The 21,515-nt window shown below is 66.8% G+C and carries 17 protein-coding genes and 1 tRNA gene; 16 read left to right on the forward strand and 2 right to left on the reverse strand.

Features of this window, described 5'->3' with window-relative positions; translation table 11 throughout:
- The first annotated feature begins 79 nt into the window (after positions 1 to 79).
- The 4 genes from ACIHCQ_RS24725 to ACIHCQ_RS24740 all read left to right on the forward strand — a co-directional run bounded on the left by ACIHCQ_RS24725 (position 80) and on the right by ACIHCQ_RS24740 (position 4,246).
- Positions 80 to 1,531, forward strand: coding sequence for an MFS transporter (locus ACIHCQ_RS24725; RefSeq protein ID WP_399666189.1), 1,452 nt, complete (start codon positions 80 to 82; stop codon positions 1,529 to 1,531).
- 96 nt (positions 1,532 to 1,627) lie between these two features.
- Entirely contained in the window at positions 1,628 to 2,692 is a 1,065-nt protein-coding gene (locus tag ACIHCQ_RS24730; RefSeq protein ID WP_399666192.1) for a UDP-N-acetylmuramate dehydrogenase, read from the forward strand.
- Between the two features lie 97 nt (positions 2,693 to 2,789).
- On the forward strand, positions 2,790 to 3,347 hold the full coding sequence (locus tag ACIHCQ_RS24735; RefSeq protein ID WP_399666195.1) for a SigE family RNA polymerase sigma factor: 558 nt from the start codon (positions 2,790 to 2,792) through the stop codon (positions 3,345 to 3,347).
- Complete coding sequence (locus ACIHCQ_RS24740; RefSeq protein WP_399666198.1) at positions 3,344 to 4,246, forward strand: hypothetical protein; 903 nt, start codon at positions 3,344 to 3,346, stop codon at positions 4,244 to 4,246. The genes ACIHCQ_RS24735 and ACIHCQ_RS24740 overlap by 4 nt, the downstream gene beginning before the upstream one ends.
- A gap of 35 nt (positions 4,247 to 4,281) precedes the next feature.
- Here the strand turns inward: ACIHCQ_RS24740 and ACIHCQ_RS24745 are convergent, their stop codons facing one another.
- Positions 4,282 to 5,301: an adenosine deaminase gene (locus ACIHCQ_RS24745; protein ID WP_399666201.1), complete on the reverse strand. Its 1,020-nt coding sequence runs from the start codon at positions 5,299 to 5,301 to the stop codon at positions 4,282 to 4,284.
- 134 nt (positions 5,302 to 5,435) lie between these two features.
- Complete coding sequence (locus ACIHCQ_RS24750; protein WP_399666203.1) at positions 5,436 to 6,671, reverse strand: pyridoxal phosphate-dependent aminotransferase; 1,236 nt, start codon at positions 6,669 to 6,671, stop codon at positions 5,436 to 5,438.
- 170 nt (positions 6,672 to 6,841) lie between these two features.
- Between ACIHCQ_RS24750 and ACIHCQ_RS24755 the strand changes: the two genes are divergently transcribed.
- The 12 genes from ACIHCQ_RS24755 to rpsG all read left to right on the forward strand — a co-directional run bounded on the left by ACIHCQ_RS24755 (position 6,842) and on the right by rpsG (position 21,504).
- Positions 6,842 to 6,914, forward strand: a tRNA-Trp gene (locus ACIHCQ_RS24755).
- 107 nt (positions 6,915 to 7,021) lie between these two features.
- On the forward strand, positions 7,022 to 7,309 hold the full coding sequence (secE, locus tag ACIHCQ_RS24760; RefSeq protein WP_399666205.1) for a preprotein translocase subunit SecE: 288 nt from the start codon (positions 7,022 to 7,024) through the stop codon (positions 7,307 to 7,309).
- A 74-nt stretch (positions 7,310 to 7,383) separates the two neighbouring features.
- Positions 7,384 to 8,298, forward strand: coding sequence for a transcription termination/antitermination protein NusG (gene nusG / locus ACIHCQ_RS24765; RefSeq protein ID WP_399666208.1), 915 nt, complete (start codon positions 7,384 to 7,386; stop codon positions 8,296 to 8,298).
- A gap of 149 nt (positions 8,299 to 8,447) precedes the next feature.
- Positions 8,448 to 8,885, forward strand: coding sequence for a 50S ribosomal protein L11 (gene rplK, locus ACIHCQ_RS24770; protein WP_399666211.1), 438 nt, complete (start codon positions 8,448 to 8,450; stop codon positions 8,883 to 8,885).
- Positions 8,886 to 9,001: 116 nt separating this feature from the next.
- On the forward strand, positions 9,002 to 9,724 hold the full coding sequence (gene rplA, locus ACIHCQ_RS24775; RefSeq protein WP_399666214.1) for a 50S ribosomal protein L1: 723 nt from the start codon (positions 9,002 to 9,004) through the stop codon (positions 9,722 to 9,724).
- 179 nt (positions 9,725 to 9,903) lie between these two features.
- Positions 9,904 to 10,827, forward strand: coding sequence for a hypothetical protein (locus tag ACIHCQ_RS24780; RefSeq protein WP_399666217.1), 924 nt, complete (start codon positions 9,904 to 9,906; stop codon positions 10,825 to 10,827).
- 343 nt (positions 10,828 to 11,170) lie between these two features.
- Positions 11,171 to 11,728 (forward strand): 50S ribosomal protein L10, encoded by a 558-nt coding sequence (gene rplJ, locus ACIHCQ_RS24785; protein WP_399666220.1) that lies wholly within the window; start codon positions 11,171 to 11,173, stop codon positions 11,726 to 11,728.
- A gap of 83 nt (positions 11,729 to 11,811) precedes the next feature.
- Positions 11,812 to 12,192, forward strand: a complete 381-nt coding sequence (gene rplL / locus ACIHCQ_RS24790; protein ID WP_399666223.1) for a 50S ribosomal protein L7/L12 — start codon at positions 11,812 to 11,814, stop codon at positions 12,190 to 12,192.
- Between the two features lie 609 nt (positions 12,193 to 12,801).
- Positions 12,802 to 16,284: a DNA-directed RNA polymerase subunit beta gene (gene rpoB / locus ACIHCQ_RS24795; protein ID WP_399666225.1), complete on the forward strand. Its 3,483-nt coding sequence runs from the start codon at positions 12,802 to 12,804 to the stop codon at positions 16,282 to 16,284.
- A 98-nt stretch (positions 16,285 to 16,382) separates the two neighbouring features.
- Positions 16,383 to 20,306 carry a DNA-directed RNA polymerase subunit beta' gene (locus tag ACIHCQ_RS24800; RefSeq protein ID WP_399666228.1) on the forward strand — a complete coding sequence of 1,308 codons (3,924 nt, stop codon included), beginning with the start codon at positions 16,383 to 16,385 and terminating at the stop codon, positions 20,304 to 20,306.
- Between the two features lie 352 nt (positions 20,307 to 20,658).
- Positions 20,659 to 21,030: a 30S ribosomal protein S12 gene (gene rpsL / locus ACIHCQ_RS24805; protein WP_003948652.1), complete on the forward strand. Its 372-nt coding sequence runs from the start codon at positions 20,659 to 20,661 to the stop codon at positions 21,028 to 21,030.
- Positions 21,031 to 21,033: 3 nt separating this feature from the next.
- Positions 21,034 to 21,504: a 30S ribosomal protein S7 gene (rpsG, locus tag ACIHCQ_RS24810; protein ID WP_399666232.1), complete on the forward strand. Its 471-nt coding sequence runs from the start codon at positions 21,034 to 21,036 to the stop codon at positions 21,502 to 21,504.
- Positions 21,505 to 21,515: the final 11 nt, after the last annotated feature.

A 21,515-nucleotide genomic window follows, 5' to 3' on the forward strand; every position in this document is an offset into this window, starting at 1 on the left:
AAATGTGATGTAGCCCCCTTTGGGGGCGCAGTTCTGGGCTCACAAGTTAGTCATCCATAACTAACCAACGGGGAGAGTAGTGAACCAGCGGAAAGCTCCACGCTCCAGCGCCGCCTGGGCAATCGTCATCACCAGTGTCGCCGGCTTTATGGCGGCCCTCGACAATCTCGTCGTCACCACCGCCCTTCCCTCCATCCGCAAGGATCTCGGCGGGGCGCTGGAGGACCTCGAATGGACGGTGAGCGCGTACACCCTCACCTTCGCCGTCCTCCTGATGTTCGGCGCGGCCCTCGGCGACCGCTTCGGCCGCCGGAAGCTGTTCATCACCGGACTCACGGTCTTCACCGCGGCCTCCGCCGCGGCTGCCCTCGCACCCGGCATCGACGCCCTCATCGCCGCCCGCGCCGTCCAGGGCGTCGGCGCCGCGATCATGATGCCGCTCACTCTCACCCTTCTCACGGCAGCCGTCCCAGCAGCCCGCCGCGGCGCGGCCCTGGGACTCTTCGGCGCCGTCACCGGTCTCGCCGTCGCCAGCGGACCCCTGATCGGCGGCAGTCTCACCGAGCACATCTCCTGGCAGTGGATCTTCTGGCTGAACGTCCCGATCGGCCTCGTCCTGCTGCCGCTGGCCCGGCTGCGCCTTGACGAGTCGTACGCCCCGAACGCCAGGCTCGACGTCCCCGGCACTCTCCTCGTCAGCGGCGGCCTCTTCGGAATCGTCTACGCCCTGGTCAACGGCCAGTCCGATGGCTGGACCAGCACGCCCGTCCTCGCCGGTCTGATCGTGGGCACCGCGCTCCTCATCGGCTTCGTACACCACGGATTCACCAACAAGAACCCCATGCTCCCCATGCGGCTCTTCCGCGACCGCGCCTTCTTCGGAATCAACATCGCGAGCCTTCTGATGTTCCTGGGGATGTTCGGCTCGATCTTCCTGCTCAGCCAGTTCCTGCAGAACGTCGCCGGCTACTCGCCCACCGAGGCGGGCCTGCGGATGCTCCCCTGGACCGGTATGCCGCTGATCGTCGCCCCCATCGCCGGATACCTGTCCGACAAGATCGGCGGCCGTCCGGTAGTCGCCACGGGCCTCGCCCTCCAGGCGGTCGGCCTCGGCCTCTTCGCCCTGGTGCTTGAGCCGGGTGTCTCGTACGCCGCCCAGCTGCCCGCACTGATCCTCAGCGGCGTCGGCATGGCGCTCTACTTCGCCCCTGCCGCCAGCGTGGTCATGTCCAGCGTCAGCCCCGGCGAGGAGGGCATCGCCTCCGGTGCCAACAACGCCCTGCGCGAGGTCGGCGGAGCGCTCGGCATCGCGGTCCTGGGCGCGGTCTTCGCGGCTCAGGGCGGCTACGAGTCCCCCGACGCCTTTACGGACGGCACCGTTCCGGCGCTGTGGATAGGCGCGGGCGTGGTGGCCGTCGCGGCGCTGACAGCGCTGATGATCCCCGGCCGCTCCGCCGCGGCCCCGGCTGACGAGCAGGCTGAATCCCTGGTATCCCCGGCTTCCGACGAGCGCGAGCCCGCCACCGTATGACCCCCGCCACTGTCTGACAGCCGCGTGACGCCGGAGTACGTGTACGGTCCGTGGCCCCGCCCGAGTGGCGGGGCCACGGACCGTACTCTTGTGCCCGTGCAGGAACTCCACGACGCCCCCCTCGCCCCCCTGACCACCTTCCGCCTCGGTGGCCCCGCGACGCGCCTGGTCACGGCCACCACCGACGACGAGGTGATCGCCGCCGTACGTGAGGCGGACGCCACGGGCACCCCGCTGCTGATCATCGGCGGCGGCAGCAACCTGGTCATCGGGGACAAGGGCTTCGACGGCACCGCGCTCCGCATCGCGACCCGCGGCCTCGAATTCTCCGGTCCTTCCCGTACGACGCTGGAGCTGGCGGCAGGGGAAGTCTGGACGGACGCGGTCGCCCGCACTGTCGCGGCAGGTCTCGCGGGCATCGAATGCCTGGCCGGCATCCCCGGCTCGGCCGGCGCGACCCCGATCCAGAACGTCGGCGCGTACGGCCAGGAGGTCTCCAGCACCATCACCGAGGTCATCGCCTACGACCGACGCAGCGGTGAGACGGTCACCGTCCCGAACGCCGACTGCGCCTTCTCCTACCGGCACAGCCGTTTCAAGCAGGACCCCGAGCGCTACGTCGTCCTGCGCGTCCGCTTTCAGCTGGAGGACGCGGGCGGCCTCTCGGCCCCCCTCAAGTACGCCGAGACGGCCCGCGCCCTCGGCGTCGAGGCCGGTGACCGGGTCCCGGCCGCCGCCGCCCGCGAAGCCGTACTCAAGCTGCGCGCGGGTAAGGGCATGGTGCTGGACCCCGAGGACCACGACACCTGGTCCGCCGGTTCCTTCTTCACCAACCCGATCCTGACGGCCGCCGAGTACGCGGCCTTCCTCGCCCGGGCCCAGGACCGCCTCGGCCCGCAGACCGCGCCGCCCGCCTTCCCCGCGGGGGAGGGGCTGGTCAAGACCTCGGCGGCCTGGCTGATCGACAAGGCGGGCTTCACCAAGGGGTACGGCACGGGTCCGGCCCGCATCTCCACCAAGCACACGCTCGCGCTCACCAATCGCGGCGCGGCCACCACCGAGGACCTGCTGGCACTCGCCCGCGAGGTCGTGGCGGGCGTCCACGCGGCCTTCGGCGTCACTCTGGTCAACGAGCCGGTGACGGTCGGCGTCAGCCTCTGAATCCGACTGAGTCCAACTGAATCCGATCGATTCGGATCTTCCGGCAACTGATGGAACCTGCTGGTTCCTCCAGGTTGTCGAGTGGGTGACAGGGTCCTTGGACCACACACACTCGGGGGGAGTGCCGGTGGGCGGCGGCGGTTCGAATCACAGCAACACAGAGTTCGCGGATTTCGTGGCGGGAGCGCATGCCTCCCTGCTGCGGACGGCTCGTCTGCTGACGGGCGACGCGCATGCCGCCGAAGACCTGGTGCAGGCCGCGCTCGTGCGCGTCTATCTGCGCTGGGGCCGTTCGGCGGGCTGGGACTCGCCTCAGGCGTACGCCCGCAAGACCGTCGTCAATCTCTACGCGACGTGGCGTCGGCGCCGCTGGCACACCGAAGTCGTACGCCCCGAAGTGGACCGCACGGCTGACGGCCAGGACATGGCGGGGAGCGTGGAGGCGAGGCTGGAGCTGGCTCGTGCGCTCGCCACCCTGCCCCGTGTCCAGCGCGCTGTGGTGGTGCTGCGTTTCTACGAGGACCTGTCGGTGGAACAGACGGCCGTACTGCTCGGCTGTTCGCCCGGGACGGTCAAGAGCCGTACCAAAAGGGCCCTGGAGCGGCTGCGCGCTGCGGGCGCGCTCGCCGGTTACGCGGAAAGGGGTACACGATGAGCGAGTCGGCTCATTCGGACGAGGAGCTGTTGAGGCGGCGTCTGCACGAGCTGGCCGAGTCGGAGAGCTCGCCCGGAAGCCCACCGCCGGTGGACGCTCTGGTGGCCCGCGGCCGCCGCACCCGTCATCTGCGCCGCGCAGCGGCTGTCTGCTGCGCGACAGTGCTGGTCGCGGGCGGCGTGGGGCTCGGCCTGTGGCCGACCGACGACGGCAAGGCGTCGTCCGACTACGCCTCGTCCCTGAAGCAGACGACCCTGACCCCGGTCCCGGCGCCCTCGGGCTCGGGTGACCGGGATCTCATGGCCTCGGCCTCGCAGCCCCTGGCTACCGGACCCGCCAAGCCTGAGGAGCTGGTCAGGTACCGCTACGACCTGTCCGCGGTCTGCGACCTGAAATACGCGGTCTTCGGCGGCCGGACGTGGGAGCTCAGCCAGGAGGGCCCTCAGTACGCCGTCAGCTGGGTGAGCAAAGATGCGCGCATGAGCGGGTACATGACCCTCACCGGCAAGGACACCGCCGTCTTCGACACCGACACGCCCGCGGTGTCCCCGCTGACCTTCCACCCCATATCAGGCGATGCCCCCTGCCTCGCCAAGGAAAGAGACCGGGTGCTGTCCAACGAGCCCGCCTTCCCGATGGGCCCCCCGAAACCGCACCTCCGCTCCGCGTACCCGCACTCGCTGAGCAAGGACTGCGACCTGCGGTACACCACATTCGGAGGAAGGGTCTGGGAAAGCGAGGAGGCGCAGAGCGTCGGCGCCCGTGCCAGCTGGCCGTCCATGTCACCCATTGCCGGATATATGACCCAGCTCTCGGCGGACACCGCCCGCTTCGAAAGCCTCGCCGACTCGAAGCAGACGTTCACCTACCGAGCGGTCGACAAGCGAGGCGGGTGCTAGCGGCTGCCGATCGGAGGACTCCGGCCGAGAGGCAGTCAGCCCGCCAGCCAGTCGTCGATCCCGGCCAGCAGCTTGCCGCGGATGCCCTCCGGGGCGGCCGAGGCGCGCACGGACTGCCGGGCCAGCTCCGCCAGTTCCGCGTCCGTGAAGGCGTGATGCCTGCGCACCAGCTCGTACTGGGCCGCCAGCCGCGACCCGAAGAGCAGCGGGTCGTCGGCTCCCAGCGCCATCGGTACCCCCGCCTCGTACAGCGTCCGCAGGGGCACGTCGGCCGGCTTCTCGTACACGCCGAGGGCCACATTCGAGGAGGGGCACACCTCGCAGGTCACCCCGCGCTCGGCCAGCTTCCGCATCAGCCGGGGGTCCTCCGCCGCCCGCACCCCGTGGCCGATCCGCGTGGCATGGAGATCGTCCAGGCAGTCCCGTACAGACGCGGGCCCAGCCAGCTCGCCGCCGTGCGGGGCGGCCAGCAGGCCGCCTTCCCGGGCGATCGCGAAGGCGCGGTCGAAGTCCCGTGCCATGCCCCGGCGCTCGTCGTTGGAGAGACCGAAGCCGACGACCCCACGGTCCGCGTACCGGACGGCGAGGCGGGCCAGCGTGCGGGCGTCCAGCGGGTGCTTCATACGGTTGGCGGCGACCAGTACGCGCAGCCCGAGCCCCGTCTCCCGCGCGGCGCGCTCCACCGCGTCCAGGATGATCTCCAGCGCCGGGATCAGACCGCCGAGCATGGGGGCGTACGAGGTCGGGTCGACCTGGATCTCCAGCCAGCCCGAGCCGTCCCGGACATCCTCCTCGGCCGCCTCGCGCACCAGCCGCTGGATGTCCTCGGGCGAACGCAGACAGGACCGCGCGATGTCGTACAGCCGCTGGAAACGGAACCAGCCGCGCTCGTCCGTGGCCCGCAGCTTGGGGGGTTCGCCGCTGGTCAGCGCGTCGGGCAGATGGACGCCGTACTTGTCGGCGAGCTCCAGCAGCGTGGTGGGCCGCATCGACCCGGTGAAGTGCAGATGCAGATGGGCCTTCGGCAACAGGGTGAGATCTCGGACGTGCTCCATTGAAGGATCTTGGCGCACACATCCCCCGTCCGGCAGGGTCTTTACCCGATCGGGTCCTTGCCCGAACGAAGATAGGGGCCCCGGCCGCAGCCGGGGCCCCTATCGACCACCCCTTAACGTCAAGGGGTGCTCCTTCAGTCCTTCGCCTCGGCCAGCAGCTTCTGCAGTCGCGACACGCCCTCGACCAGGTCCTCGTCGCCCAGCGCGTACGACAAGCGCACATAGCCCGGCGTACCGAACGCCTCGCCCGGTACGACCGCCACCTCGACCTCGTCCAGGATCAGCGTGGCCAGCTCGACCGAGGTCTGCGGGCGCTGCCCGCGGAGCTCCTTGCCGAGCAGCGCCTTCACCGAGGGGTACACGTAGAACGCGCCCTCCGGGTTCGGGCAGACCACGCCGTCGATCTCGTTCAGCATCCGCACGATGGTCCGGCGGCGGCGGTCGAAGGCCGACCGCATCTCGGCGACCGCGTCCAGGTTCCCGGACACGGCGGCCAGCGCCGCGGCCTGCGCGACGTTGGAGACGTTCGACGTCGCGTGCGACTGGAGGTTGGTCGCGGCCTTGACGACGTCCTTCGGGGCGATCATCCAGCCCACGCGCCAGCCGGTCATCGCGTACGTCTTGGCGACGCCGTTGACGACGATGCACTTGTCACGCAGCTCGGGCACCAGCGCGGGCAGCGAGGCGAACTGCGTGTCGCCGTAGACGAGGTGCTCGTAGATCTCGTCCGTCAGCACCCACAGCCCGTGCTCGACGGCCCAGCGGCCGATCGCCTCCGTGTCGGCCCGGTTGTAGACGGCGCCGGTCGGGTTGGAGGGGGAGACGAAGAGTACGACCTTCGTACGCTCCGTGCGCGCCGCCTCCAGCTGCTCGACGGAGACCCGGTAGCCGGTCGTCTCGTCGGCGACGACATCGACCGGGACACCGCCCGCCAGCCGGATCGACTCGGGGTAGGTCGTCCAGTACGGCGCGGGAACGATGACCTCGTCGCCCGGGTCGAGGATCGCGGCGAACGCCTCGTAGATCGCCTGCTTGCCGCCGTTGGTCACCAGAATCTGGGAGGCGTCGACCTCGTAACCGGAGTCACGCAGCGTCTTCGCGGCGATGGCGGCCTTGAGCTCGGGGAGCCCGCCGGCCGGGGTGTAGCGGTGGTACTTCGGGTTGCGGCAGGCCTCGATCGCGGCGTCGACGATGTAGTCCGGCGTCGGGAAGTCGGGCTCACCTGCCCCGAAGCCGATCACCGGACGACCGGCGGCCTTGAGGGCCTTTGCCTTGGCGTCGACGGCGAGGGTCGCGGACTCGGAGATCGCGCCGATGCGGGCGGAGACCCGGCGCTCGGACGAAGGGGTTTCAGCGCTCATACGGCCCATCGTCCCAGACGGCAAACGAGCCGGGCACACAGGTTTCAGGTATCTCACGTAGCGGACAGGTACCGACCCGGAGCTATCTGTTCGACGCCGGGCCTGTGACCACGTACACTCACTCGTCGTTGGCCCGAACCAACCACGTCGTCAGATGGGGTAGGTTGGGGGAACCACAAAGGGTCGTAGCTCAATTGGTAGAGCACTGGTCTCCAAAACCAGCGGTTGGGGGTTCAAGTCCCTCCGGCCCTGCTACACACCTTCGCCAGGATGTGTGCGCATGTACGTACTGTTTAATGCACAGCCGTGCGGCTCAACCGGGCATGGCACGGCCACGACCCGGAATCAGGTGAGAGATCGTGACGGACGCCGTGGGCTCCATCGACATGCCTGATGCCGATGACGAGGCGCCGGAGTCGAAGAAGAAGACTCGTAAGGGCGGCAAGCGCGGAAAGAAAGGCCCCTTCGGGCGCCTCGCGCTTTTCTACCGACAGATTGTCGCCGAGCTGCGCAAGGTCGTCTGGCCTACTCGCAACCAGCTGACGACGTACACCACTGTCGTGATCGTCTTCGTCGTCGTCATGATTGGTCTGGTGACCGTGATTGACTATGGGTTCCAGGAAACCATCAAGTACGTCTTCGGCTGATCCCGCGGAGGGGGTCGGCAGCGGCGTCCCTTTCGCATGTTCCACCCATCTGTATCCAGGAAGAAGCAGCCACCGTGTCTGACCCGAACCTGAACGAGGCCGCCCGGCCCGGTGAGAGCGAGTCCGTAGAGGGCGATCTCGACATCGTTGAGGCGGCGGACGCTGTGGAGCCGGACCAGGCCGAAGCTGCCGACGCCGCCGATGTCGATGAGGCCGTCGAGGACACGCACGTCGAGGCCGATGAGGCTGACGAGACCGATGAGGCTATTGAGGCCGACGAGGTCACCGATGTCGAAGGCGCCGAAGAAGCCGTAGAGCCCGCAGAGGCTGAAGCCGAAGAGGCCGAAGAGCCCGAGGCCCCGGTCGACCCGGTCGTCGCTCTCCGCGAGGAGCTCCGCGGCCTGCCCGGCGAGTGGTACGTCATCCACACGTACGCCGGGTACGAGAAGCGCGTGAAGGCCAACCTGGAGCAGCGCACCGTCTCGCTGAACGTCGAGGACTTCATCTACCAGGCCGAAGTGCCCGAGGAAGAGATCGTCCAGATCAAGAACGGCGAGCGTAAGAACGTCCGCCAGAACAAGCTTCCCGGCTACGTCCTGGTCCGCATGGACCTGACGAACGAGTCCTGGGGCGTCGTCCGCAACACCCCGGGCGTCACCGGCTTCGTGGGCAACGCCTACGACCCGTACCCGCTGACGCTGGACGAGATCGTCAAGATGCTGGCCCCGGAGGCCGAGGAGAAGGCCGCCCGCGAGGCCGCGGAAGCCGCCGAGGCCGAGGGCAAGCCGGCTCCGGCCCGCAAGCTCGAGGTCCAGGTGCTGGACTTCGAGGTCGGCGACTCGGTCACCGTCACCGACGGCCCGTTCGCGACGCTGCAGGCCACGATCAACGAGATCAACGCCGACTCGAAGAAGGTCAAGGGCCTCGTCGAGATCTTCGGCCGCGAGACTCCGGTCGAGCTCAGCTTCGACCAGATCCAGAAGAACTAGCTCGTACCCACAGCTTCCGACCAGGTCAGGCGGGCTCCAGCAGCCCTCCTGACCTGCTCGGTTTCAGGCCGCACCCTGATACCCGTTATCGTGGTGCGGTATGCCTGTTCGCAGGCGAAAACAACTCTCACTAGGACCCGGAGAGAGCAATGCCTCCCAAGAAGAAGAAGAAGGTCACGGGGCTTATCAAGCTCCAGATCAACGCGGGCGCCGCCAACCCGGCGCCGCCGGTCGGCCCCGCGCTGGGCCAGCACGGCGTCAACATCATGGAGTTCTGCAAGGCCTACAACGCCGCGACCGAGTCGCAGCGTGGCATGGTCGTGCCGGTGGAGATCACGGTCTACGACGACCGCTCCTTCACCTTCATCACCAAGACTCCGCCGGCCGCGAAGCTGATCCTCAAGGCCGCGGGCGTGGACAAGGGCTCCGGCGAGCCGCACAAGACGAAGGTCGCCAAGCTCACCGGCGCACAGGTCCGCGAGATCGCCACGGCCAAGATGCCCGACCTGAACGCGAATGACCTCGACGCCGCGTCGAAGATCATCGCGGGTACTGCCCGTTCCATGGGCATCACGGTCGAGGGCTGACAGCCCAGCTTCCGCCGTACGACTCTGTACGCCCCGTACGCCCCGTACGACCTTTCAGTGGGAGGGCCAAGCGCTGGCCCGCACCACGACTCCACCCCTGAACCACAGGAGCAGAAGTGAAGCGCAGCAAGAATCTCCGCGCTGCGGACGCCAAGATCGACCGGGAGCGCAACTACGCCCCGCTCGAGGCCGTCCGTATCGCCAAGGACACGACCGTCAGCAAGTTCGACGGCACCGTCGAGGTCGCCTTCCGCCTGGGCGTTGACCCGCGTAAGGCCGACCAGATGGTCCGTGGCACCGTCAACCTTCCGCACGGCACCGGCAAGACCGCCCGGGTCCTGGTCTTCGCGACCGGTGACCGTGCTGCGGCGGCGGAAGCCGCGGGCGCCGACATCGTCGGCTCCGACGAACTGATCGATGAGGTCGCGAAGGGCCGTCTGGACTTCGACGCCGTCGTCGCCACCCCGGACATGATGGGCAAGGTCGGCCGCCTCGGCCGCGTGCTCGGTCCGCGTGGTCTGATGCCGAACCCGAAGACCGGCACCGTCACCCCCGATGTCACCAAGGCAGTGAACGACATCAAGGGCGGCAAGATCGAGTTCCGCGTCGACAAGCACTCGAACCTGCACTTCATCATCGGCAAGGTCTCCTTCGACGAGACGAAGCTGGTCGAGAACTACGCCGCGGCGCTGGACGAGATCCTTCGTCTGAAGCCGTCCGCCGCGAAGGGCCGCTACATCAAGAAGGCGACCCTGGCGACGACGATGGGCCCCGGCATCCCGCTGGACTCCAACCGCACTCGTAACCTCCTCGTAGAGGAGGACCCGGCCGCCGTCTGAAACTGACGGCAGCCGCGGATCTCGCGTAGCTCAAGCCGGCCCCCGCACCTCTTCCGAGGCGCGGGGGCCGGCTTTGTTCGTGCGCGATTCGTACGTGCTTCCTACGCACTGTCACAGGGCTGCGTTACGGTGCTATGAGACTGACAGAGCTCAAACACGTCACAAGGGGTGGGGAATTCATGGGCATGTCCGGGTTCAGGCGCGCAGGCATCACGCTGGCGGCGGTGGCCGCGATCGCTGGTGCGGCAGGCTGCCAGAGCGGCTCCGGCGGCTCCGGCAGCTCCGACGGCTCCAGCGGCAGCGAGGGCGGAAAGAAGGCAGGCGCCGGTGTGGCCGCCGTCAGCCCGATTGCCGCTCTGCGCACCGTCGATCAGCAGACCGACGGAGCCAAGTCCGCGAAGGTCGACGGCACGATGATGATGGGCCCCACCGTGTCCTTCACGATGAACGGCGCCCTGGAGTGGACTGACGGTGTCACCGGCACTGTGGACATGAAGTACACCGGCGGCACCATGGCGGACGCCATGAAGAAGATTGGCGGCGACGGCACCATAAAGGCCCGCTATCTGAGCGATGCGTACTACGCGAACATGGGCGACGCGCTTGCCGCGCAGATGGGCGGCAAGCACTGGATCCGGTACGGCTACGAGGACCTGTCCAAGGTGATGGGCGCCGCCGGCGACGTCATGAAGGACCAGATGCAGAACACCACCCCGGACAAGGCGGTGAAGGCCCTGCTCGCCTCGGGCGACGTCAAGAAGGTCGGCGAGGACGACGTACGGGGTGTCCCCACCACGCACTACTCCGGCACGGTTGACGTCGCGGAGCTCACGCAGAAGAACTCCACACTCGACGCCGGCCAGCTGCAGGCCCTCAAGGAGCAGCTCACCAAGGCCGGTATCACCACCGAGAAGGTCGACATCTGGGTCGACAAGAACGACCTGCTGGTGAAGAAGACCGAGAGCGGTCAGCTGAAGACCGGCGCGTTCAATTCGACGGTCTTCTACTCGGGCTACGGCACTGAGGTGTCGGCAGAGGCGCCGCCGACCGCGGACACGATCGACTTCACCAAGCTGATCAAGCAGCAGGCCCCCGCCTCGTAGGCGAGCACGGTAAACGGGTACGGCAACGGGCACGCACAGAAAAGGCGCGGTAACGGGCACAGAAACGGGCGCGGCAAGCAGCCAGTAAGGCCGATTTGCCTGACGTCGCCGCGTTCACGTAGTGTTCCCCCGAAGCCAAAGACCGCTGGTCGTTGTCGTGCCCTCGTAAGAGAGCGCGGCGGCCGAAGGATCCGCTAGCTCGCGGACGACCTGCGCAGGTGACCGAGGAAAGCTCCCGGAATTTATTCCGGTCGAGCTCCGCCCCGTGCGCCCGCGCCGGGGCGTTTCGTATGCCCAGCCCCTTCTGAGCGGTCCTCATCACCCGGAAGGAGGCCGACGCTCTATGGCAAGGCCCGACAAGGCTGCCGCGGTAGCCGAGCTCACGGACCAGTTCCGCAGCTCGAACGCCGCCGTGCTGACCGAGTACCGGGGTCTCACCGTGGCGCAGCTCAAGGAGCTGCGTCGTTCGCTCGGTGAGAATGCCCAGTACGCCGTGGTGAAGAACACGCTGACCAAGATCGCGGCCAATGAGGCCGGGATCAACACGCTCGACGACCTGTTCACGGGTCCGACGGCGGTTGCCTTCGTCACCGGTGACCCGGTGGAGTCGGCGAAGGGTCTTCGTGACTTCGCCAAGGACAACCCCAACCTCATCATCAAGGGCGGTGTCCTTGACGGTAAGGCGCTGACCGCTGATGAGATCAAGAAGCTCGCGGACCTCGAGTCCCGCGAGGTTCTGCTCGCCAAGGTGGCCGGTGGAATCAAGGCGTCGATGGCCAAGGCCGCGGCGACTTTCCAGGCCCCGCTGTCGGAGTTCGTCCGCACCGCGGACGCGCTTCGCGCCAAGGTCGAGCAGGGCGGTGCCGGTACACCGGATTCCGCCGAGACCGACGCCGCGTAACTCTCGCGCATCGGTCGCAGCGGGCCTGTACGCCCGCCTTCATGTACATCCGGCACCTGCCGAAATAGTGGAAGGACGCCATCATGGCGAAGCTGTCCCAGGACGAGCTGCTCGCGCAGTTCGAGACCCTGACCCTCATCGAGCTCTCCGAGTTCGTCAAGGCCTTCGAGGAGAAGTTCGACGTCAAGGCTGCCGCCCCGGTCGCCGTTGCCGCCGGTGGCGCTGCCGCCGCGGTTGAGGCCGAGCCGGAGCAGGACGAGTTCGACGTCGTCCTGCTCGGTGCGGGCGAGAAGAAGATCCAGGTCATCAAGGTCGTGCGTGAGCTGACCTCGCTGGGCCTGAAGGAGGCCAAGGACCTCGTCGACGGCGCTCCGAAGCCCGTTCTCGAGAAGGTCGCCAAGGAGGCCGCCGACAAGGCTGCCGAGTCCCTCAAGGCCGCCGGCGCCTCGGTCGAGGTCAAGTAACCTCCTCAGTCGGCGACTGGAGCCTCCCGGGCTCGGGTGTCCCCGCTCCGTTTCGGAGCTTGTGACTCCGGTTCCGTTTAGGGCTGCACGGTGTACAGCGAAGGGCGATCACCCATACGGGTGGTCGCCCTTCGTCGTTCCCGCGGGGCATTTCCACCCAAGCCTTGATCCTCCGCTTTGGGCAGGTATCGTGATCTTCGCCGCGTGCCCCCGACGCTGGTCGGTGAAGATCGCAGCAGCCGGATTGGGTTGGGGGGCCTTGACGAACCGCACGCGGCGCGCAATTCTCAGGACGCGTCGCCACAACGATCCGGGATCCGAGGCATGGATCGGCGACCGAATGGGCAGTAACGATGTGCGCCACTTGGCGCGAGGGCTTGCCGCGGAGTTGAGAACAACGAGGGTCTCGAAAACCCGCACTGGACATCAGTGTGCCAAGTGGCTACACTGACCCTTTGCGCTGCCTGTTAACTGCCCCCTGCCCGTCACCAGGGGCATCCCCACGCAAGAGCATCGAGATCGAAACCCCTCATCTGGGATTTCTTCCTCTGTGCCCAGCATGGGACCGGTACGCGCGTAGTGAGTCCGAGCCCTCGGAAGGACCCCCTCTTGGCCGCCTCGCGCAACGCCTCGACCTCGAATACGAACAACGGCGCCAGCACCGCCCCGCTGCGCATCTCTTTTGCAAAGATCAAGGAGCCCCTCGAGGTTCCGAACCTCCTCGCGCTGCAGACCGAGAGCTTTGACTGGCTGCTCGGCAACGCCGCCTGGAAGGCTCGTGTCGAGGCGGCTTTGGACAGCGGACAGGATGTCCCCACCAAGTCCGGCCTGGAGGAGATCTTCGAGGAGATCTCTCCGATTGAGGACTTCTCCGGGTCGATGTCGCTGACTTTCCGCGACCACCGCTTCGAGCCTCCGAAGAACTCCATTGATGAGTGCAAGGAGCGCGACTTCACGTACGCCGCCCCGCTCTTCGTCACCGCCGAGTTCACCAACAACGAGACCGGCGAGATCAAGTCCCAGACTGTTTTCATGGGCGACTTCCCGCTCATGACGGGCAAGGGCACGTTCGTCATCAACGGCACCGAGCGTGTCGTGGTGTCGCAGCTGGTCCGCTCGCCGGGTGTCTACTTCGACTCCAACATCGACAAGACGTCCGACAAGGACATCTTCACCTCCAAGATCATCCCGTCCCGGGGTGCCTGGCTCGAGATGGAGATCGACAAGCGCGACATGGTCGGTGTACGCATCGACCGCAAGCGCAAGCAGTCCGTCACCGTGCTGCTCAAGGCTCTCGGCTGGACCACTGAGCAGATCCTTGAGGAGTTCGGCGAGTACGAGTCGATGCGCGCCACCCTGGAGAAGGATCACACCCAGGGCCAGGACGACGCGCTGCTCGACATTTACCGCAAGCTGCGTCCTGGCGAGCCCCCGACGCGCGAGGCCGCTCAGACGCTGCTCGAGAACCTCTACTTCAACCCGAAGCGCTACGACCTCGCCAAGGTCGGCCGCTACAAGGTGAACAAGAAGCTCGGCGGCAATGAGCCCCTCAACGCTGGTGTCCTCACCAGCGACGACATCATCGCGACCATCAAGTACCTGGTCAAGCTTCATGCCGGTGAGACCGAGACGGTCGGTGAGTCCGGTCGCTCGATCATGGTCGAGACCGACGACATCGACCACTTCGGCAACCGTCGTATCCGCAACGTCGGCGAGCTGATCCAGAACCAGGTCCGTACGGGTCTCGCCCGTATGGAGCGTGTCGTGCGCGAGCGCATGACCACCCAGGACGTCGAGGCGATCACGCCGCAGACCCTGATCAACATCCGGCCGGTCGTCGCCTCCATCAAGGAGTTCTTCGGCACCAGCCAGCTGTCCCAGTTCATGGACCAGAACAACTCGCTGTCGGGCCTGACGCACAAGCGTCGTCTCAACGCCCTCGGCCCGGGTGGTCTCTCCCGTGAGCGGGCCGGCTTCGAGGTCCGTGACGTACACCCGTCGCACTACGGCCGCATGTGCCCGATCGAGACGCCGGAAGGCCCGAACATCGGCCTGATCGGCTCGCTGGCCTCCTACGGCCGGGTCAACGCGTTCGGCTTCATCGAGACGCCGTACCGCAGGGTCGTCGACGACCAGGTGACCGACGATGTCGACTACCTGACCGCCGACGAGGAAGACCGATTCGTCATCGCGCAGGCCAACGCCGCGCTGACCGACGACATGCGCTTCGCCGAAGCGCGTGTCCTGGTCCGCCGCCGTGGCGGCGAGGTCGACTACGTCCCGGGCTCCGACGTGGACTACATGGACGTCTCGCCGCGCCAGATGGTGTCGGTCGCGACCGCCATGATCCCGTTCCTCGAGCACGACGACGCCAACCGTGCCCTCATGGGCGCGAACATGATGCGTCAGGCCGTGCCGCTGATCACGTCCGAGGCGCCGCTCGTCGGCACCGGCATGGAGTACCGCTGCGCGGTCGACGCCGGTGACGTCATCAAGGCGGAGAAGACGGGTGTGGTCCAGGAGGTCTCCGCGGACTACATCACCGTCGCCAACGACGACGGCACGTACACCACGTACCGCATCGCGAAGTTCTCCCGCTCCAACCAGGGCACCTCGGTCAACCAGAAGGTTGTCGTCGACGAGGGCGCCCGCGTGCTCGAAGGACAGGTCCTCGCCGACGGGCCCGCCACCGAGCAGGGTGAGATGGCGCTCGGTAAGAACCTGCTCGTCGCCTTCATGCCGTGGGAGGGTCACAACTACGAGGACGCGATCATCCTGTCGCAGCGCCTCGTACAGGACGACGTCCTCTCCTCGATTCACATCGAGGAGCACGAGGTCGACGCCCGTGACACCAAGCTCGGGCCGGAGGAGATCACCCGGGACATCCCGAACGTCTCCGAGGAGGTCCTCGCGGACCTCGACGAGCGCGGCATCATCCGCATCGGTGCCGAGGTTGTCGCCGGCGACATCCTGGTCGGCAAGGTCACGCCCAAGGGCGAGACCGAGCTGACGCCGGAGGAGCGTCTGCTCCGTGCGATCTTCGGTGAGAAGGCGCGCGAAGTGCGCGACACCTCGCTGAAGGTGCCGCACGGCGAGACCGGCAAGATCATCGGTGTGCGCGTCTTCGACCGCGAAGAGGGCGACGAGCTGCCGCCGGGTGTGAACCAGCTGGTTCGTGTCTACGTTGCGCAGAAGCGCAAGATCACCGATGGTGACAAGCTCGCCGGCCGTCACGGCAACAAGGGCGTCATCTCGAAGATCCTGCCGATCGAGGACATGCCGTTCCTGGAGGACGGCACCCCGGTCGACATCATCCTCAACCCGCTGGGTGTCCCGTCCCGAATGAACCCGGGACAGGTCCTCGAAATCCACCTCGGCTGGCTCGCCAGTCAGGGCTGGAAGGTCGACGGCAACGAGGACTGGATGGAACGGCTCCGTACCATCGGCGCGGACGAGGTCCAGCCCGGTACGAACGTCGCCACGCCGGTCTTCGACGGTGCGCGCGAGGACGAGATCACCGGTCTCTTCAACCACACGATCCCCAACCGCGACGGCAACCGCATGGTGCAGCCGTCCGGCAAGGCGAACCTGTACGACGGCCGCTCCGGCGAGCCGTTCCCGGAGCCGGTCTCGATCGGCTACATGTACATCCTCAAGCTCCACCACCTGGTCGACGACAAGCTGCACGCCCGTTCGACCGGCCCGTACTCGATGATCACCCAGCAGCCGCTGGGTGGTAAGGCCCAGTTCGGCGGCCAGCGCTTCGGTGAGATGGAGGTGTGGGCGCTGGAGGCTTATGGCGCCGCTTACGCACTCCAGGAGCTGCTGACCATCAAGTCCGACGACGTCACCGGCCGCGTGAAGGTCTACGAGGCCATCGTCAAGGGCGAGAACATCCCCGAGCCCGGCATCCCTGAGTCCTTCAAGGTGCTCATCAAGGAAATGCAGTCGCTCTGCCTCAACGTGGAGGTGCTGTCCTCGGACGGCATGTCCATCGAGATGCGCGACACCGACGAGGACGTCTTCCGTGCAGCGGAAGAGCTCGGTATCGACCTGTCCCGGCGCGAGCCGAGCAGCGTCGAAGAGGTCTGACGGGTTGGCCGGCCGTCCCTCACAGGACGGCCGGCTCTCCCCCCGGCCCGTTCAGACCATTGATTGAGACTCGACCCCGAAAGAGGGATTGACGACAAGTGCTCGACGTCAACTTCTTCGACGAGCTGCGGATCGGCCTTGCCACCGCGGACGACATCCGGACCTGGTCGCACGGCGAAGTCAAGAAGCCGGAGACCATCAACTACCGCACGCTCAAGCCCGAAAAGGACGGACTCTTCTGCGAGAAGATCTTCGGTCCGACCCGGGACTGGGAGTGCTACTGCGGCAAGTACAAGCGTGTCCGCTTCAAGGGCATCATCTGCGAGCGCTGCGGCGTCGAGGTCACTCGCGCCAAGGTGCGTCGTGAGCGGATGGGCCACATTGAGCTGGCCGCGCCCGTCACCCACATCTGGTACTTCAAGGGTGTCCCGTCGCGCCTCGGCTACCTGCTCGACCTCGCGCCGAAGGACCTCGAAAAGGTCATCTACTTCGCCGCGTACATGATCACCTTCGTGGACGAGGAGCGCCGGACGCGCGACCTGCCCTCGCTGGAGGCGCATGTCTCCGTCGAGCGTCAGCAGGTCGAGAACCGTCGCGACTCGGATCTCGAAGCCCGCGCCAAGAAGCTCGAGACCGACCTGGCCGAGCTGGAGGCCGAGGGCGCCAAGGCCGACGTGCGCCGCAAGGTGCGCGAAGGCGCCGAGCGTGAGATGAAGCAGCTGCGTGACCGTGCGCAGCGTGAGATCGACCGCCTCGACGAGGTGTGGAGCCGCTTCAAGAACCTCAAGGTCCAGGACCTGGAGGGCGACGAGCTGCTCTACCGCGAGCTGCGTGACCGTTTCGGCACGTACTTCGACGGCTCGATGGGCGCCGCGGCGCTCCAGAGGCGCCTGGAGTCCTTCGACCTCGCGGAAGAGGCCGAGCGGCTTCGCGACATCATCCGCACCGGCAAGGGCCAGAAGAAGACCCGCGCGCTCAAGCGCCTCAAGGTCGTCTCCGCGTTCCTGCAGACCAGCAACAGCCCGAAGGGCATGGTGCTGGACTGCGTGCCGGTGATCCCGCCGGACCTGCGTCCGATGGTGCAGCTGGACGGTGGCCGCTTCGCGACCTCCGACCTGAACGACCTGTACCGCCGTGTGATCAACCGCAACAACCGCCTCAAGCGTCTCCTTGACCTCGGTGCCCCCGAGATCATCGTGAACAACGAGAAGCGGATGCTGCAGGAGGCCGTCGACGCGCTGTTCGACAACGGTCGCCGCGGTCGCCCGGTCACCGGTCCCGGCAACCGGCCTCTGAAGTCCCTGAGCGACATGCTCAAGGGCAAGCAGGGCCGTTTCCGCCAGAACCTGCTCGGCAAGCGAGTCGACTACTCGGCGCGTTCCGTCATCGTCGTCGGCCCGCAGCTCAAGCTGCACCAGTGCGGTCTGCCCAAGGCCATGGCGCTGGAGCTCTTCAAGCCGTTCGTGATGAAGCGCCTGGTGGACCTGAACCACGCGCAGAACATCAAGTCGGCCAAGCGCATGGTCGAGCGTGGCCGCACCGTCGTGTACGACGTCCTCGAAGAGGTCATCGCCGAGCACCCGGTGCTGCTGAACCGTGCGCCGACCCTGCACCGCCTGGGCATCCAGGCCTTCGAGCCGCAGCTGGTCGAGGGCAAGGCCATCCAGATCCACCCGCTCGTCTGCACCGCGTTCAACGCGGACTTCGACGGTGACCAGATGGCCGTGCACCTTCCGCTCTCCGCGGAGGCGCAGGCCGAGGCCCGCATCCTGATGCTGTCCTCGAACAACATCCTCAAGCCGGCCGACGGCCGTCCGGTCACCATGCCGACCCAGGACATGGTGCTCGGTCTGTTCTTCCTCACGACCGACGAGGAAGAGCGCAAGGTCATCGGCGAGGGCCGGTCCTTCGGCTCCACCGCCGAGGCGATCATGGCGTTCGACGCCAAGGGGCTCTCGCTCCAGGCGAAGGTCGACATCCGCTTCCCGGTGGGCACCATCCCGCCGCGCGGCTGGACCCCGCTGACGGGGAACGAGGGCGCCGCGTCCGAGGGCGGCTTCGCGGGCAGTGAGTGGCAGCAGGGCGACAGCTTCCGGCTGCGTACGACCCTGGGCCGCGCGCTCTTCAACGAGCTGCTGCCGGAGGACTACCCCTTCGTCGACTACTCGGTGGGCAAGAAGCAGCTCTCCGAGATCGTCAACGATCTGGCCGAGCGCTACCCCAAGGTCATCGTGGCGGCGACGCTCGACAACCTGAAGGCGGCCGGCTTCCACTGGGCGACCCGTTCCGGCGTCACCGTCGCCGTCTCGGACATCGTCGTCCCGGAGGCCAAGAAGGCCATCGTCAGGGGCTACGAGGACCTGGACGAGAAGGTCCAGAAGCAGTACGAGCGCGGTCTGATCACCAAGGACGAGCGTACGCAGGAGCTCATCGCGATCTGGACCAAGGCGACCAACGAGGTCGCCGAGGCGATGAACGCGAACTTCCCGAAGACCAACCCCATCTTCATGATGGTCAACTCGGGTGCTCGTGGAAACATGATGCAGATGCGTCAGATCGCCGGTATGCGTGGTCTGGTGTCCAACGCCAAGAACGAGACCATCCCGCGGCCGATCAAGGCGTCGTTCCGTGAGGGTCTGTCCGTGCTGGAGTACTTCATCTCCACGCACGGTGCCCGTAAGGGTCTGGCGGACACCGCCCTGCGTACCGCCGACTCGGGCTACCTCACCCGTCGTCTGGTGGACGTCTCGCAGGACGTCATCATCCGCGAGCTGGACTGCGGCACCGACCGCGGCCTCAAGCTGCGGATCGCCGAGCGCGGCACCGACGGTGTCCTGCGCAAGGCGGAGGACGTCGAGACGTCCGTGTACGCGCGGATGCTCGCCGAGGACGTCGTTGTCGACGGCAAGGTCATCGCGCCGGCGAATGTCGACCTGGGCGATGTGCTCATCGACGCGGTCGTCGCCGCGGGCGTCACGGAGGTCAAGACCCGCTCGGTCCTGACCTGCGAGTCCGCGGTCGGCACCTGTGCGTACTGCTACGGCCGTTCGCTCGCCACCGGCAAGCTGGTGGACATCGGTGAGGCGGTCGGCATCATCGCCGCCCAGTCCATCGGTGAGCCCGGTACCCAGCTGACGATGCGTACCTTCCACACCGGTGGTGTGGCCGGTGACGACATCACCCAGGGTCTGCCCCGAGTCGTCGAGCTCTTCGAAGCCCGTACGCCCAAGGGTGTCGCCCCGATCTCCGAGGCCCAGGGCCGCGTGCGGATCGAGGAGACCGAGAAGACCAAGAAGCTGGTCGTCACCCCCGACGACGGCAGCGAGGAGACGCCCTTCCCGATCTCCAAGCGTGCCCGTCTGCTGGTGGCCGACGGAGACCGGGTCGAGGTGGGCCAGAAGCTCACCGTCGGCGCCACCAACCCGCACGACGTGCTGCGGATCCTCGGTCAGCGCGCGGTCCAGGTCCACCTGGTCGGCGAAGTCCAGCGGGTCTACAACTCGCAGGGTGTGTCGATCCACGACAAGCACATCGAGATCATCATCCGGCAGATGCTGCGCCGTGTGACGATCATCGAGTCCGGCGACGCGGAGCTGCTGCCGGGCGAGCTCGTCGAGCGCTCGAAGTTCGAGACCGAGAACCGTCGTGTGGTCACCGAGGGCGGACACCCCGCCTCCGGCCGTCCGCAGCTGATGGGTATCACCAAGGCCTCGCTGGCCACCGAGTCGTGGCTGTCGGCGGCGTCCTTCCAGGAGACGACCAGGGTTCTGACCGACGCGGCGATCAACGCCAAGTCGGACTCCCTGATCGGCCTCAAGGAGAACGTCATCATCGGTAAGCTCATCCCGGCGGGTACGGGCCTGTCCCGCTACCGCAACATCCGGGTGGAGCCCACCGAGGAGGCCAAGGCCGCGATGTACTCGGCCGTCGGCTACGACGACATCGACTACTCGCCGTTCTCGACCGGTTCCGGCCAGGCCGTGCCGCTGGAGGACTACGACTACGGTCCGTACAACCAGTAAGAGCTGAAGGTTCCGGGGGCATCCCCCGGAATGACGCAGCGTACGGTCACAGGGCGGTCATCCTTCGCGGATGGCCGCCCTGTGTCGTACATTGCGGGGTGGTGCGTCCCGCGCGTGTGCATTTGTTTTGACCAGAGCCGATGCGGTAGGTACGCTCTGTCCTTGTGCCTGGGGTGTGCCTGGGCTCGTGTGCGTGTCTTCAGCCGCATGGCGAGTCTGAACGAAAAGGCCACCGCAATCTGCGCTCTCTCGCCTTACGGCTGGAGCGTGCAGTGTTCGACACACCCGACCGCGTGGGTCGGCGAGTGTTCCAGGTTAGTTTCACATACGGCACACAGAAACCGGAGAAGTAGTGCCTACGATCCAGCAGCTGGTCCGGAAGGGCCGGCAGGACAAGGTTGAGAAGAACAAGACGCCTGCCCTCGAGGGTTCCCCTCAGCGCCGTGGCGTGTGCACGCGTGTGTTCACGACCACCCCGAAGAAGCCGAACTCGGCGCTGCGGAAGGTCGCGCGTGTGCGTCTGACCTCCGGCATCGAGGTCACCGCTTACATTCCGGGTGAGGGACACAACCTGCAGGAGCACTCCATCGTGCTCGTGCGTGGTGGCCGTGTGAAGGACCTGCCGGGTGTTCGCTACAAGATCATCCGCGGCTCCCTCGACACCCAGGGTGTCAAGAACCGCAAGCAGGCCCGCAGCCGCTACGGCGCCAAGAAGGAGAAGTAAGACATGCCTCGTAAGGGCCCCGCCCCGAAGCGCCCGGTCATCATCGACCCGGTCTACGGTTCTCCTCTTGTCACCTCGCTGATCAATAAGCTGCTGCTCAACGGTAAGCGTTCCACCGCCGAGCGGATTGTTTACGGCGCCATGGAAGGTCTTCGCGAGAAGACCAATGCCGACCCGGTCATCACGCTGAAGCGCGCGCTTGAGAACGTCAAGCCCGCTCTTGAGGTCAAGTCCCGCCGTGTCGGTGGCGCGACCTACCAGGTGCCGATCGAGGTCAAGCCTGGTCGCGCCGCCACGCTCGCGCTGCGCTGGGTCGTGGGTTACTCCCGCGCCCGCCGCGAGAAGACCATGACCGAACGCCTCATGAACGAACTGCTCGATGCCTCCAACGGCCTCGGCGCTGCGGTCAAGAAGCGTGAGGACACGCACAAGATGGCCGAGTCGAACAAGGCCTTCGCGCACTACCGCTGGTAGTCGCTACCCAC

This window comes from Streptomyces sp. NPDC052236 (assembly GCF_044548015.1).
In the GTDB taxonomy this organism is placed as follows: Bacteria; Actinomycetota; Actinomycetes; order Streptomycetales; family Streptomycetaceae; genus Streptomyces.

Coding starts and splice junctions, on each gene's coding strand:
- rpsG (WP_399666232.1), top strand. CDS start 21,034: ATGCCTCGTAAGGGCCCCGCCCCGAAGCGCCCGGTCATCATCGACCCG.
- rplL (WP_399666223.1), top strand. CDS start 11,812: ATGGCGAAGCTGTCCCAGGACGAGCTGCTCGCGCAGTTCGAGACCCTG.
- ACIHCQ_RS24740 (WP_399666198.1), top strand. CDS start 3,344: ATGAGCGAGTCGGCTCATTCGGACGAGGAGCTGTTGAGGCGGCGTCTG.
- rplK (WP_399666211.1), top strand. CDS start 8,448: ATGCCTCCCAAGAAGAAGAAGAAGGTCACGGGGCTTATCAAGCTCCAG.
- ACIHCQ_RS24750 (WP_399666203.1), bottom strand. CDS start 6,671: ATGGGCCGTATGAGCGCTGAAACCCCTTCGTCCGAGCGCCGGGTCTCC.
- ACIHCQ_RS24780 (WP_399666217.1), top strand. CDS start 9,904: ATGGGCATGTCCGGGTTCAGGCGCGCAGGCATCACGCTGGCGGCGGTG.
- ACIHCQ_RS24745 (WP_399666201.1), bottom strand. CDS start 5,301: ATGGAGCACGTCCGAGATCTCACCCTGTTGCCGAAGGCCCATCTGCAT.
- rplJ (WP_399666220.1), top strand. CDS start 11,171: ATGGCAAGGCCCGACAAGGCTGCCGCGGTAGCCGAGCTCACGGACCAG.